Raw genomic sequence first — 13,257 nt, forward strand, 5'->3', positions numbered from 1 at the left:
CAAGCGAAAAAAGCTTTGGCCTTTGACAGCCAAAGCTTTTTCCTTTGGGACCGTTGCTTTTCCAGAATAAAACACCTGGCAGGTCGCCATCTTAAAAACGACACATACTTCTGGAAAAGGAAGGGATATCATGCGTTTTCCCCAAAAGCTTCTCGTCTTGTCCTTGCTGGCTGCCGCGTCCGTCGGTATGACCGCCTCCCCGCTGTTTGCGTCTGCGACTGCCCTGGAGCAACCTGCTGGCGAATCAGGCGGCAAATACGAGAACGAGTCCTTTCGCAACATATCGGTGACGAAAACGGGAGCGGGCCAATACACAGTAAAAGGCGAAGCACGCGTATTCGAGGCGACCGTCCGCTTTGTCGTGACGGATGGAAACGCCACATTGGCCGACAGTTTTGTTACAGCCAGTCAGGGTGGGCCAGCATGGGGTACGTTCAGCATCAACCTGAACCTCGACGCCTCCAAGCTGAAGGAGCCTGTCCTCGTCCTGTTTGAAGAAAGCGCCGAATCAGGGCAGCGCATTCACGAATTGAAAATCCCGTTGCCAAAATAAAGCTTACGTCCGCTTCCTTTTGGCACGAACGAGCGACTGAAACTCGGGATGGGCAATCAAGGACGGCTGCTGCTGTTTTTCCCAGGCAAGCGCGTACTCCAGGCCGTTAAACTGGCACCGTCCCAGCCCTTCCTTCGTAACTGCGTAAGCCTGGCTTGGCAAGCGGCGCACCATGGACACCAGTGCTTCCACTTCCTGCTCGATCCGGGCAGGCTCCACAGCTCGATAAATCAGACCGATTTGTTCGGCTGTTTGCCCGGAAATTTTTTCGCCAAGCAACGCAAGACGTTTCGCCCAAGCTGTTCCGACGAGCCGTGGCAACAAATAGGTGCCGCCGAAGTCCGTCGTCAGTCCGATCTGTACAAACGGTTCTTGCAAGACCGCATCTGTCGCCGCGATGACAAAATCCGCGTGCAGCGCCAAGTTCAGCCCCGCTCCGACTGCTACCCCTTCCACGACCGCAATGACTGGCTTGGGAATCTGATTCAACCGGGTAATGAAATCGTTGATCACCGAAAGCGCGTCATCTGCCTCGCTTTTCTCGCTCAGCGATGTCAATACGGTCAAATCGGCTCCCGAGCAAAAATGACCGCCCGCTCCCCGCAGAATGAGCACTTCCACCTCCGAATCATCCGCCGCCTCTGCAATCGCCTGTTGCAGCAAGGAAAACATCTCCACTGTCAGCGCATTCAGCACATGCGGGCGATTGAGCGTAATCGTGCAAACTCCCGCTTCTTTTTTTACCAAAAGGCTTTCTGCCTGTCCTGTGTGTTCCATTCTTCTCACTTCTCCTTTCTATTGGGACGCTTCCGGAATAACGCCTTGACGCTGTAGCTTGCGCAATCCTTCCTCTGTCCGCAAATTGAGCGAAATGCTCTTGTGGTGCGAACGCAAGGAAAACGCTCCGCTTGCTTTCTCCCCTATTTTCGCGATGAATGGTCATTCACCCTGCCTTTTTTGCGAGAAAATTACGAAAAAACCGCCCCTCAACGGAACGGTTCCCTCGTTTTGCTTTTCATTTCACAAAGCGCAGCGTCAGCGGATAGCGGTACGATTTGCCCTCGTTTGCCCGGATGGCGGCGATGACAACGAAGACGATCCAGAAAATGAACAAGGCGGTCAATAAGATCGCGCCGATAAAGACAATCAGCAACAAGCCGGAAATCGCGGCATAAATCGTAATCGAGATGCCAAAATTGAGCGCTTCCTTCCCATGCTCTTGAAAAAACTCGCCCTCTTCCCGCTTGACCAGCCAAATGACCAGCGGCCCCAGCACATTGCCAAAAGGGATCAGAAAGCCTGCCAGAGCAGACAGATGCACAATCATGGCCCACATTCGCTCGTCTTTTCCGCTCAAATGATTCATCGTTCACTCCCCCATTCCATTCCCGTTACTGTAAGTGTACGATATCTTCGCTTGAAACTTGCGAAAAAACGAAAAAAGCGCCCAAAAGGCGCTTCCCTCGCTATTAATATTTGCCACCGTGACTGTGTCCACCCCAAGAGGACCCAAAATCGCCGCCATGTCCACAGCTTTCACCGTGGTGGTGATGGTGACCGCAGCCACCGCGACCTGTTTTACATTCCATTTTGTAGTAAGGCTTGTAGTAGCAATGTTTTTTGTAGTATTTCTTCTTGCAGCACTTCTTGTAGTAGCACTTGCAATGAGACTTTCTGCATCCGCAACCCATGAACCTCACCCCCTCCTGATCGTTACATCTACAAGGTATGTAGGTGAAGGTGCATTGGCATGGTACACTTGTCTATTGTTGAGCCAAAATCAGCGGGTGTCCTGCCTGGCACAACAAAGCCGACAGAGCATCTGCCGGCGGGGTTTTGTCTATGTGTATGAAGAAAAAAGCTCTGGCAGGCGGCCAGTGAATAAGTGCGGGGATGAATCGATCATTGCGTGACAATTTTTCGCAGCTCGTTGATTCCGTGATGATCGGGAATTTCCTGGTATTCCTTCACTTTTGGCAAAGTCAGCAAATGCGGCCTGACCATATAGCCAGGCTTCGAAATATACACGACATCGCAGTTTGTAATCAGCTCGAACACATCGGGATGATTCGCTTCGATCGTGCGAATGTCCAGATGGGTAATGCCCGCGTTGTACAAATCATTGATCATTCCTGCCGCCCCGCGAATGGTAGCACAGACCAGTCCCACTTTTGTATGCCGGGGGTAAGCTTCCATGGCGGGAATTACCGTTGTCGGGTCGGGTATAAAGTCGAGACTGACGACTGGCGGGGCTTCGCGCGGCAGCCGATGCTTCGCGCGCAAATTCACGGAAGGATGCGTCACAATCGCTTTGTATTGTTGCAAAAAGCTCGGGTCCTGCTCGACTCGCTGGGAAAAATCCTCGAAGGTTCGCCCTTCCAGCATGACACTCGGAAGATGGTATTGCACCAGACGCAAATATTCGGCAAGCTCCAGCTCGGTGAAGCGCAGAAACAAAACGGGAAACTGGTTGATTTCCTGCATCACACAAGAGAGGACGCGGGTAAACTCATCCATCGAGTACCCCATCGCCTTTACTTTGTGCAATGTCTCTTTGGCCAGCAAGGCGAGATGCGCCGGATTGCGGGTCAATAGTGGATCGTTGACGATGTTGCTGACGATGGTCCCTCGCCCCTGTCGCGAGTCCACCATACCTTCCTGCTGCAAGCGGAGATAAACGCTGCGGACCGTGTTGTAATTGACCTTCAGCTGCGCAGCAAGCTCCCTTACTGTCGGCAACTGTTCATTCGGCGGAAGTTCTCCGCTGCGAATCGAGGAGGCAATTTGTTGGTAGATCTGTTCGTGGTACGAAACATTCGAATCCTTTTGCAGGGTCAGGCGTAGCATGAATTCACCTCTTCATCCATCATTGAAAACATCGTATATGAATTGCGAATCGAACGTCAATAGAAGCCGTCGGCATGATCCGTTCCTTCGCGGCAATACTAAGGCTGATCACACATCACGAGAAAGAAGGTGCCCTGATGGGAGAACAAAGCCGTTTTCGTGAAGGCGACAAATCGCCGAAAAATGGCGTGTACATGGAAATCGGGGAGACTGGCGCCAGCGTACAAGACCCGATGATCATCGAGCTGGACAGAGGACAAAAGTTTCCCGCTACACGCAACAAAAACCGGGTATGGACCCAAAAGTAGGCGCTAGTCCCACGCTCACGATCAAAAAACCAACCTTGCTGACACAGCCAGGTTGGTTCCTTTTTAGTTCTCGTCGTCTTCGTCCGCTTCGTCCTCGTCCTCATCTTCTTCATCGCCACTCAAATAGATGATGGTGACCCCGAGGCTTTCCAGAAGACTGATCACTTCTTTGTTCAGCTCCTGATCCATCAACAGTCCCAGGCTTTCCACCAATTCCAGCTCTTCCAGATCGCCTTGCTCGGCATCCTCAATCAATTCGATAATTTCCGTCATCCGCTTTTTTTCCAGGACGGCCATGAGTTCATCTCTTGTCATAAAATGTTTCACACCTCGATTTCTCTTCTCTATGCATTATAATAGTACATAACGAAACGGTTGAAAACAAAACGCTCTTGATCGTTTGACTGACCGCAAGCGGCGCACCCGCTTTCGCGAAAAAACATCGAGACGTTTTTCCCAAAAAAGAGCGAGGTGAAGTCCACCATGTATCCTGAGCCGTATCTGGACTACCTGGTTCAGTTTCATGTCGAACGCGACTACTTCGAGTGTCACGAGATTCTCGAAGAATATTGGAAGAGTGCTCCAGCAGAAAAGCGCCAGCCTGTGTGGGTCGGCCTGATCCAAATTGCCGTGGGCCTGTATCATCACAGACGCGGCAACCTGAATGGCGCTGGCAAGATGCTCACAAGCGCCCACGCGTTGGTCAAAGAACACCATGAAGAGATCGAGCGCCTTGGCTTGGACAGCATGGCCCTGCAGCGATTGCTGGCAGAGCGCCTGGATGAGATTCAAAAAGGCATGCCATACCGCAGCCTCACCTTGCCGATGCAAGCCGCAGAGCTGATATCCGCGTACAAAGCGGCTTGTGCCCGGCAAAATCAGCCTGAGCACCGCGACAGCGACATGAGCGATCCGTTTTTGCTGAACAAGCATACGTTGCGCGACCGCAGCGACGTGCTCGCAGAACGAGAGCGGCAACTGCAACTGCGCCAAGGAAAGCAGATCAATCCGGCGGACTAATACGCTTCTTCTGTTACAAAAGCGGCTGGAATCGCATCGCTGTACAAAAATGCTCCGCTCCCTTTGAAAAATCGGATGCCGGTTGCCCTCGCCTCTGCCGCCTGCACGGTCAGCACAGAGAGCGTGTCTTCCGGCATCCCGATCTCTTCGATCGTGAGCGCAAGCTGCACAAAGTCACTCGCGATGGGCAAAAGTCCGCTCGTGAGCACTTGCCGAACAAGCTTTTCGTGCGTGCCGTAGTACAGAAGCGCTGGAGGCTCCACCTCTGCGAGTCGGCCTGCTGCCTGGACTGGGCTTGAAGCAAAGCCGTAGGTGGCGCGAAGCAAAACGCCGCCATCCCAGTCAATTTGCCGCTGCGGGTCATTGTCCACGACTTGCCACAGATCGGAGCGGCGAATATTTTCCCACCCTTTGATCGAGCGCAAATAAGCGAGCAATGGTCCTGTTGGCGTGAATCCATATGTATTGAAGTAAAGCTGGACGTGCTCATTCTTTTGCCGCAGGATGCCCAGCAGATGCTTGCGCAGCTGGACTTCTTCGTGTGGCGCCAGCATGGCTTTCTCTCCTTTCCCTTATCTTCCCGCTAGTAAATCCACAAAACAACCGCCAAAGCCAACCCCAAATCTGCGAGCAAATGACTGAACCAGGTAGGATATATCGATGGGAACAGCCCTTTCAGCCAGCCCCAAATAACCCCGGCCACATATACTGCGCTGGTCAGCAGCAAGCCTCGCCACAAGCCAAACAAGGCTGTCGTGACAATCAGATGATAGAGCGTATAAAAAAAGCTGGTCAAAAGCACGGAGACGGCACGGGAAAGCGAACGCAGCATCCGCTGCAGAACAAAGCCTCGCCAAAACAATTCTTCCAGCAACGAGTTCACGAACACGAGGTATACGGCAAACCAGCCGATCCATTTGCGGCTCAACCCCCACGATTCCAAACCCGCCCGCACAGCAGCAGGCAAGCCCTCCGCTTGCAAAAGCAACCACAATCCAGCCTGAATCCCCGTAAAAAACAGCACGCCCAGCGCGATTCCAAACAGCGCTCCCCGCTTTTCGAACCGGCCCCACGCCAACTGCCAATTTTCCTGCAAACTTTTCTCCCACCAGCCGTGCAGCAGCGGGATTCCCACGCATACGACCAGATGGAAGGCAACAAACGTAACAAACAAGCTGTGCCGCTCTACCAGTCCGTAAAAGATGGCAAGCGTGGCAGCAAATCCATACCCGATCAACAGAAGCAGCGTACGTTTTCGCGCCATGCCGATTAGCTCCTTTTTTGCGTAATCGCCGCTCATTGTTCCAGTAATTTGCCCGTTATTGCTAGGAAGCATACATACAGCGTCAATAAATATACAAATATTTGGGCAGATGCTATACTGGGTTTTACCGTTTTGAAAAACTCGATCGGTTCATTTTTTTGTCAAAAACCAAAAAGATATGGAGTGGCTCTCATGTTGTGGCGCAACCGAACCTTTCTTTTGCTGATGACAGGGGAGATTGTCGCAGGTGCAGGCATGTGGATTTCCATCATTGCCAATCTGGCGTTCATGCAGAGCCTGATCCCTTCCGAAACCGTGAAGGGTCTGATTTTGATGAGCGGTCTGATCGCAAGCATCCTGTTGGCTCCGAAAGCGGGCGTCGTCATCGATATGTACGACAAGGGAAAAGTGATGCTCTTTGCCAGCATGGCCCGGACTTTAAGCCCTGTGTTCATGTTTCCCGCTCTCGCGTACGATTCCATTCTCTGGATGATCGTCTCCCTGATCGTCATGCAAGTGTCTGCGGCGTTTTACTTCCCGACCGTGCAAGCCTCCTTGCCTGCCATCTTGAGCAAAGATGAGCTTTTGAAAGCGAACAGTGCGTACTTGAATATTTCCACCCTGTCGCGCATTGGCGGAACGGCTCTCGGGGGTGTGCTCGTCGTCTCCATGGAATTGCCCATGCTGTACATTTGCTCGATCATTGCCTACGCGATTTTGGCTGTCGTCACCTTGTTTTTGCGGATTCCGCCCGTTACCTCGCGGAATATGAAGGAAAAAGTGGAGTTCCGCGAAGTGCTGATGATTGCCCGCAAAGACCCTGCCTTGTTTGTCGGATTGATCAACAACGGTTTGATTACGTTGTTTTTGGGCGGACTCAATCTGATGATCCTCAACCTAAGCGAGATGCAAAACGAGCCGCAGCTCATGGGCTGGATTTACGCGGTCGAGGGCACGAGCATTTTGATCGGCGGACTGCTCGCCAAACGGTGGATCGGCGGCAAAAATCTGGTCGCTGCCTCTACGCTCATGCTGTTTTTCTTCGCGCTTTCCCAATTCGGAATGTCCATGGCAGACAACAAAGCGATGGTGCTGTCTTCCTTTTCCGTGTTTGGCTTGGTCGTCGCCTTCTTTTTTCCGGTCATTGCGACGATCTTTCAGAAGCGCTTGCCAGCCCACCAGCAAGGACGTTTTTTTTCCTTCAAAAGCATGCTCGACCGCGGCTGTTTTCTGCTCGCGCTGGGGATTACCGGGGTCGGTCTCGACCTGCTCGGCATCACCGGCTACCTGCTGTTTATCGGCTCGCTGACGCTCTTGTCCGGCCTCTTGACGCTCCTCTACAGCAAAAAACACAAGCTCGATGTCCGGGCCAGCGACGAAGCGGCGGCTTAGCAAAAATGCCGCTTCGCTGTCTGCGGCTTCCCCATACGTCTCAATTTGGTGTAAACTAGACAAGACAACATTGAAAATTTGTTGAAAGTCTATGGAGGCGTTTTTTCCATGCAGATACTCACTTCTTCATCCTTTGGCATTTTGGTGCCGCTGGTGATGGCAACCGCGGTCATCTTTTTGCGCATGCGCCGGCAAAAAAAGCCTGTGTCTGCAAAAAGCATTATCCTGCCGCCGTTCTTCATGGCTACTGGCTTTGCCATGTTTTTCTTTCCGGAAGCGGCGCTGCCACCGATGTACGATCTGGCGGCTTTTGTAACCGGATTGATTTTCTCCATTCCCTTGATTATGACTTCGCGCTTTGAGATCATCGGTCAAGACGTTTACCTCAAACGTTCCCGTGCGTTCTTCTTTATTTTGGCAGGGCTTCTGATCATCCGGCTGATTATCAAGCTGGTGATCAACGACAGCTTCACCCCGATCCAGACAGGCGGCTTGTTCTTCCTGCTGGCGTTCGGCATGCTGGTTCCGTGGCGCATTGCCATGCTGTACATGTACCGCCAATTGACGAAAAAGACGTTCGGAACGCATTGATCGCCGGCGATGTTGATGTCGCAGAAAAGAAAGAGCAACCTGATTCCTTTTTTCGCAAAGGGAACGGGTTGCTCTTTTTTCTATGATTCAGTTATTCAGTCAAGTGCGTTTGGAAAAACTCAACGATGTGGCTAATCAGTTGCAAAAAGCTCTAAGGCCCGCCGTGAATGAGCAAACACACTCACTTTTTTCTCAAAACAAAAAAGCCGTCCCTGTTCGGACAGCTTTTTGCCTGCTGATTGATTTCGCCCGCTCTTTTCACTACGACCTACACTTGCCCGTTTGCCCTAAAACTCCACGTAAAACGGATGCTTTTCCTCCTGCAAACATAAAGAGATGCGCTGTCTGAAATTGCTCCAGGTCACCTTTTGCAAAGCTTCCTCGATCGGAAAGAAGCCCGACTCCAGACACTCAGGCGTTGTGATTAGTTTTCCGCCGATCGGTCTGGCGAGAAACAGGGCGTTGCAGATCGACTTGCTGACATTTTGAAACACGCCGCAAAATTTCGTCACTTCAATGTCCAAGCCGCATTCTTCCTTCGTTTCCCTGATCGCTGCTTCGCGGATGGACTCCCCTTGCTCCACCTTTCCGCCGGGCATTTCCCAGCCCCGTCTCGGCCCTTTGATCAGCAGCACTTCGTTGCGATCATTGACGATAATCGCCGCAGCGGACAAAGAATGCTTGGGTGATGTCACAAGCTCGCCTCCTTTGCGCCATTTTCTTGCTTTGCCCCTCGTTACTTTCTAGCAAATTCAAATCAGGTACGTCCCGCCACAAATGGAGTGCGATTCGTGAAGCGCTTTTGCCGCGCCTACTCTTGCAAAAAAAGGACGCTCTCCGCGCGATTGCAGCATCCGCTTGGCCGATCCATCCTGCTGCGGTTCACACAGCACGATATTTCCGCCAGGTAAAGCAAGCGTCAGGCAACGAGCGCCCATTTGCTCATCGTCGAACACTGCTTGGCTCGGCAAGCCGAACCACCGCGTCCAATCCGCTGCTGCCGCTTCCAGATCGGAAACAGCATAACCAACCGCTTGCAGCTCCGTCGCGCCATTTGGATGCGGAGCGATGATGCCGCGCTGTGTCAAATCGGCTTTGCGCTCCTCGTCTGTCTCGCTCCATTCAATCAGAAACGGCATTTGTCTCGCACTGTGCGGGTCTTCGGCAAACAGCATGCGCCACTGCAAAATCTTCCCGTCGTCTCGCGTGCGGCTGCCCGCTACCGGCCCTGTCACTTTGAGACCAAGTGACTGAAATCGCTCTACCCACGCGTCCATTTGCCGAGTGCGCAGGGCAATTTGCCCAAGTCCCTCACCGCGATTCGCCTCCCAGACCAGTTGCCGGATGAGCGGATTGTCGGATTGCTTGGCGACAGCTGCCTCCTCCACCGCCAAAAACTCCACATAAGATAGTCCCAAGTAGCTGAGACTGTTCCATGTTCCCCAATGGGTATGACGTCCGCCCGCGACAGCGTGAAAGCCTGCTTCCTGAAAAAGCCGGGCAGCCTCTCCAGGGGGACGGTGCACGAAATGAACCAGATGATCGAAGGAAAGCTGCATCTTTTTTCGCCCCTTTTCGTATTAGCTCTATAATAACAAATTCACCCATTTTTCGTTACCGTTGAAAGGAGCATAATGAATCAGACGCAGCAAAACCTAAAGCACATCCGGCGAAAACAACGACAAAAGAAGGGGCAAAGGATGGCGAAGCAAACGCTCTTGTTCAGTCTGCTCGTCATCCTTTGCTCAGGGATTTACTTCGCTTTCGACAAGCTGGGAAGCCATTCCGCCTCCCCTGAACACGATTCCGCACCACCTCCGGCTGTTGCCCACGAGCCGACTGTCCGGCTGACCTTCGTCGGAGATGTGATGATGTCCGGAAATGTGGAAAAAACGTTGCTCGAAAAAGGCTACGACTACCCGTTCACGCACGTCCGTTCCCTGTTTTTGCAGGATGACTTTACCATAGCCAATCTGGAGACGCCACTTACCACAAAAGGCACGCCTGCCGACAACAAACAATACGTTTACAAGTCCTCTCCTTTGGCTGCGCCTGCGATGAAAGCAGCAGGGATCGATGCGGTCAACCTGGCAAACAACCATTCGATGGATCAGGGCGTGGCCGGATTGCTCGACACGTTTGACGCGCTTGCCAAAAACGGGATCGCTTACCTCGGCGGCGGCAAAGACTCTGTGGAAGCCTTCACTCCCGTCGTGGTGGAGCGAAACGGCATCAAGCTCGCCTTGCTCGGATTCAGCCGGGTCATTCCCGAAGTCAGCTGGTTCGCCACGGAGAAACAGCCTGGACTGGCTGGCTCCTATGATTCCGCCAAAGCCGTCCAAGCGATTCAACAAGCAAAGGCACACGCTGATCTCGTCGTCGTGATCGCCCATTGGGGCAAGGAACGGGAAGACTTTCCCGTCGATCACCAAAAAGAATTGGCCAAAGCTTACATTGACGCAGGAGCAGACTTGATCGTCGGTGGTCATCCTCACGTCCTGCAAGGCTTTGAACGCTACAACGGCAAGTGGATTGCCTACAGTTTGGGCAATTTCATTTTCACCCGCTCGACGGAGCCAAAAACGTGGCAGACGATGGTACTGCAAGCAAGCTGCACAAAAGACGCTTCCTGTGAACTGACGATGCTCCCGTTCCATGCCGAGCTGGGACGAGCGGTACCGATGAATGACACGGATGGGGCAGCGCTTCTGCAACGAATCGAATCACTGTCGGAAAACGTTCAGATTGAAGCCGATGGTCACGTACAGGCACGCTCATGATAAATGAGGCGTGCCCGTTGCCTTTTTTGGCGAAACTTTTCCATATTGCTTTCGTAGACCATAGTAGAACCACTTTTTCCAGCGAAAAGGAGGCGGCACATATGACCGGATTGATTATCACCGTATCGGCGATCGGCCTTATTATACTCTGCAGTTATTTCATGACCAAATGGGAAAAAGTCGTCTTCCCCGGCAATCAGAAAAACGGGCCTTCAGATACCGATCAACAGCTCTCGGATAAAAAAAGCAAGTAGAAAGGATCAGCGCTGATCTAGACAGACTGCGAGCTATGCCGATTCGATCAGCGGGAAGCAGCGCACGGAAAGTCCGAAGTCACTTTTCAGCACTTGCTCATGCTCTGCGCGAATACCTGTAACGATCAAGCCCGCGCGCAGCACACCGCCCAAGTCGAATTGCACCTTCAATTTCGTCACGTTCACGCCAGCCTCCCGCAAGAAATGCAGCACGCGATCAGGTGTGGCGGCGATACACGAGCCTTCCAAATAACACAGCACCCGTTCGTCTTGCCCTTGCTCCAACTGAGCCGCGGCATTTTTTTCTGTCCAAACAGGATGCGGCGTAAATGGCTGGGTCAACAAGTAAGCCAAATCTTCAACGACAGCGCTTGCGGTCGGCAGTTCGCCTGCACCCCGGCCCGTAAACAACAGGTCGCCCACGATGTTCCCGGAGAGCTGCACCGCATTGAACGCATCCTGGATTTGCGCCAACGGATGGGCAATGGGCAGCACAGTCGGCTGAACCGAGAGGCGGATGCCTTGCTCGGCTTTTTGTGCCTGGGCAATCAGCTTGATCCGGTAACCCAGCTCGCTTGCGATCCGGATGTGTCCGGCAGACAAATCGGCGATTCCTTTACGCACGACATCCGCAAGCGGCAACGACTCCCCGTACACAAGCTGCGCGAGAATGTACAATTTGTACATGGCATCGAAACCTTCCACATCCGAACGCGGATCAGCTTCCGCATAGCCCAGCTCCTGCGCCTGCTTCAGCACTTCCTGATAAGAGAGCTGTTCCGCCTCCATTTTCGTCAAGATGAAGTTCGTCGTCCCGTTGAGAATACCGCGAACTCCTTGGATGTCATTTGTGCGCAAAAACTGCCGCAGCACACTCAAAATCGGAATCCCGCCAGCTACGCTCGCTTCATAAGCCAGATGCACCTGATGCTGGTTAGCCAGATCGACAAGCTCAGGGCCGCGTTTGGCGAGCAGCTCTTTGTTCGCCGTTACCACATGGCAGCCTTTTTCAATCAGGGCACGCACGTAATCATACGTAGGCTCGACACCGCCCATTACCTCCACGACAATGTCCACATCGCTTTTTAGCACATCCTCAAAATCGGTAGTCAAAAGCGCAGGATCAACCTGAACCGCCCGTTCTTTTTCCGAATCGCGAACCAATGCTTTGACAATCTCGATCCGTTTGCCCAACCGCTGCGCCAGCTTCTCCTGTTGCGAGCGAATCGTTTTGATGACGCCGCCCCCTACTGTTCCCAATCCCAGCAATCCTACTTTGATTACACCTGCGCTCATTATTACCACCTCATGTCATGTTTTGGAAAAATAAGAAAAACCTTCTTGCTAAGAAGAAGGTTTGGCATCAAGGTCCTTCTCCTTATCTCCCAGAACGATTTTCGTCCTGCAGGAATTGGCACCTTGTCACAAACTGCGTAACGGTTGCCGGGCTTCATCGGGCCAGTCCCTCCACCTCTCTAGATAAAGAAAACTATGAATTTTTGTTCTTTGCTAGATGTCAGTTCTCTCTTGTCTTTGAAATTGGGCAAATGTTTGCCTCGTTCCCACTTTTTCATACATCAAAAAACCTTCTCCGCTAAGAAGAAGGTTCGTCTTGACTGCTACGAGGCACCCGCTTCTTATCTATCGAGACGAAACGTCCCGCAGGAATTGGCACCTTGTCGCAAAAGCAACGGTTGCCGGGCTTCATCGGGCCAGACCCTCCACCTCTCTGGATAAGAACTATGATTTGCTATTGAGCCTATTCTAAGAAATTCCAATGCATTCGTCAACACAATTCTTTTTGTTTGCTGACAAGACTCGCAAGCAGGAAGACAGAACGGCAACCCCCTCAGCAAAGCAGCCGTTTCCACGCGCAAACACACTTTCCACTTCTGCCATGTTGCAGCAAGCGCACGTAACGATTCCTGCTTCGCTTTCCTCTGGCACTTCTTTTTCTTCAACATAGCCGCACCATGGACATATGAAAAGCTGAACCACGCCACTCCCTCCTTTTTCACGGCGACAATCTGGCAACGATATCCTTAAAAAGGCTCCGGTTCGCAAGCTTGCGATCCCTCACATTCGTACAAGATCTAGTCAAGTTGAATTTAATCGCGAGTCATCGTAGCCTCTTTGACAGGTAGATCAACCGCGAGACGCCCTGGTCCATTCGACGAACCGCTGCAAGCGAGAGGCAGCTTCAGCTCAGCTCTTTCGATTTTAGCCGCTTCTATCGCGAAGCTACTCC

General features: G+C 52.4%; 16 protein-coding genes and 2 riboswitches. Of the genes, 7 read left to right on the top strand and 9 right to left on the bottom strand.

Annotation, left to right across the window (positions count from 1 at the left end; translation table 11 throughout):
• Positions 1–130 precede the first annotated feature (130 nt).
• On the top strand, positions 131–553 hold the full coding sequence (locus NST23_RS17170) for a Gmad2 immunoglobulin-like domain-containing protein (protein WP_340964133.1): 423 nt from the start codon (positions 131–133) through the stop codon (positions 551–553).
• Between the two features lie 3 nt (positions 554–556).
• Here NST23_RS17170 and NST23_RS17175 read toward each other — a convergent pair whose 3' ends face one another.
• The 3 genes from NST23_RS17175 to NST23_RS17185 all read right to left on the bottom strand — a co-directional run bounded on the left by NST23_RS17175 (position 557) and on the right by NST23_RS17185 (position 3,400).
• Entirely contained in the window at positions 557–1,330 is a 774-nt protein-coding gene (locus NST23_RS17175; RefSeq protein WP_340964135.1) for an enoyl-CoA hydratase/isomerase family protein, read from the bottom strand.
• A 238-nt stretch (positions 1,331–1,568) separates the two neighbouring features.
• On the bottom strand, positions 1,569–1,919 hold the full coding sequence (locus tag NST23_RS17180) for a DUF4870 domain-containing protein (protein ID WP_173598032.1): 351 nt from the start codon (positions 1,917–1,919) through the stop codon (positions 1,569–1,571).
• 536 nt (positions 1,920–2,455) lie between these two features.
• On the bottom strand, positions 2,456–3,400 hold the full coding sequence (locus NST23_RS17185) for a GntR family transcriptional regulator (RefSeq protein WP_122965069.1): 945 nt from the start codon (positions 3,398–3,400) through the stop codon (positions 2,456–2,458).
• Between the two features lie 137 nt (positions 3,401–3,537).
• On the opposite strand from NST23_RS17185, the gene NST23_RS17190 reads away from it, so the two are divergent.
• Complete coding sequence (locus tag NST23_RS17190) at positions 3,538–3,708, top strand: YjzC family protein (protein ID WP_083955748.1); 171 nt, start codon at positions 3,538–3,540, stop codon at positions 3,706–3,708.
• A gap of 63 nt (positions 3,709–3,771) precedes the next feature.
• Here the strand turns inward: NST23_RS17190 and NST23_RS17195 are convergent, their stop codons facing one another.
• Complete coding sequence (locus tag NST23_RS17195) at positions 3,772–4,023, bottom strand: hypothetical protein (RefSeq protein WP_063229936.1); 252 nt, start codon at positions 4,021–4,023, stop codon at positions 3,772–3,774.
• 168 nt (positions 4,024–4,191) lie between these two features.
• On the opposite strand from NST23_RS17195, the gene NST23_RS17200 reads away from it, so the two are divergent.
• Positions 4,192–4,728: a DUF309 domain-containing protein gene (locus tag NST23_RS17200; protein WP_173598031.1), complete on the top strand. Its 537-nt coding sequence runs from the start codon at positions 4,192–4,194 to the stop codon at positions 4,726–4,728.
• Here the strand turns inward: NST23_RS17200 and NST23_RS17205 are convergent.
• Both NST23_RS17205 and NST23_RS17210 read right to left on the bottom strand, forming a co-directional pair.
• Entirely contained in the window at positions 4,725–5,282 is a 558-nt protein-coding gene (locus NST23_RS17205) for an RNA 2'-phosphotransferase (RefSeq protein ID WP_340964137.1), read from the bottom strand. The two genes, NST23_RS17200 and NST23_RS17205, sit on opposite strands and share 4 nt — an antisense overlap.
• Before the next feature lie 29 nt (positions 5,283–5,311).
• Entirely contained in the window at positions 5,312–5,992 is a 681-nt protein-coding gene (locus NST23_RS17210) for a CPBP family intramembrane glutamic endopeptidase (protein ID WP_340964139.1), read from the bottom strand.
• A gap of 192 nt (positions 5,993–6,184) precedes the next feature.
• Between NST23_RS17210 and NST23_RS17215 the strand changes: the two genes are divergently transcribed.
• A complete protein-coding gene (locus NST23_RS17215) occupies positions 6,185–7,384 on the top strand; it encodes an MFS transporter (protein WP_122965065.1) in 1,200 nt (399 codons plus the stop codon).
• 108 nt (positions 7,385–7,492) lie between these two features.
• Positions 7,493–7,975, top strand: a complete 483-nt coding sequence (locus NST23_RS17220; protein WP_063229897.1) for a CcdC family protein — start codon at positions 7,493–7,495, stop codon at positions 7,973–7,975.
• Between the two features lie 287 nt (positions 7,976–8,262).
• Here NST23_RS17220 and NST23_RS17225 read toward each other — a convergent pair whose 3' ends face one another.
• Together NST23_RS17225 and NST23_RS17230 are read right to left on the bottom strand one after the other, a co-directional pair.
• The gene (locus NST23_RS17225) at positions 8,263–8,670 is read right to left on the bottom strand and encodes an NUDIX hydrolase (protein ID WP_122965064.1); all 408 of its coding nucleotides are present in this window, start codon (positions 8,668–8,670) and stop codon (positions 8,263–8,265) included.
• A gap of 57 nt (positions 8,671–8,727) precedes the next feature.
• Positions 8,728–9,534: a VOC family protein gene (locus NST23_RS17230; protein WP_122965063.1), complete on the bottom strand. Its 807-nt coding sequence runs from the start codon at positions 9,532–9,534 to the stop codon at positions 8,728–8,730.
• A gap of 75 nt (positions 9,535–9,609) precedes the next feature.
• Between NST23_RS17230 and NST23_RS17235 the strand changes: the two genes are divergently transcribed.
• A complete protein-coding gene (locus NST23_RS17235) occupies positions 9,610–10,755 on the top strand; it encodes a CapA family protein (protein ID WP_340964142.1) in 1,146 nt (381 codons plus the stop codon).
• Between the two features lie 101 nt (positions 10,756–10,856).
• Positions 10,857–11,009, top strand: a complete 153-nt coding sequence (locus NST23_RS17240; protein ID WP_217021478.1) for a hypothetical protein — start codon at positions 10,857–10,859, stop codon at positions 11,007–11,009.
• Between the two features lie 33 nt (positions 11,010–11,042).
• Here NST23_RS17240 and NST23_RS17245 read toward each other — a convergent pair whose 3' ends face one another.
• Positions 11,043–12,305, bottom strand: coding sequence for a homoserine dehydrogenase (locus tag NST23_RS17245; RefSeq protein ID WP_173598028.1), 1,263 nt, complete (start codon positions 12,303–12,305; stop codon positions 11,043–11,045).
• 79 nt (positions 12,306–12,384) lie between these two features.
• Positions 12,385–12,495, bottom strand: a riboswitch (SAM riboswitch).
• A 148-nt stretch (positions 12,496–12,643) separates the two neighbouring features.
• A riboswitch (SAM riboswitch) is annotated at positions 12,644–12,749 on the bottom strand.
• Positions 12,750–13,257 lie beyond the last annotated feature (508 nt).

The sequence above is a fragment of the Brevibacillus sp. FSL K6-0770 genome, from assembly GCF_038000275.1.
Taxonomy (GTDB): Bacteria; Bacillota; Bacilli; order Brevibacillales; family Brevibacillaceae; genus Brevibacillus; species Brevibacillus parabrevis.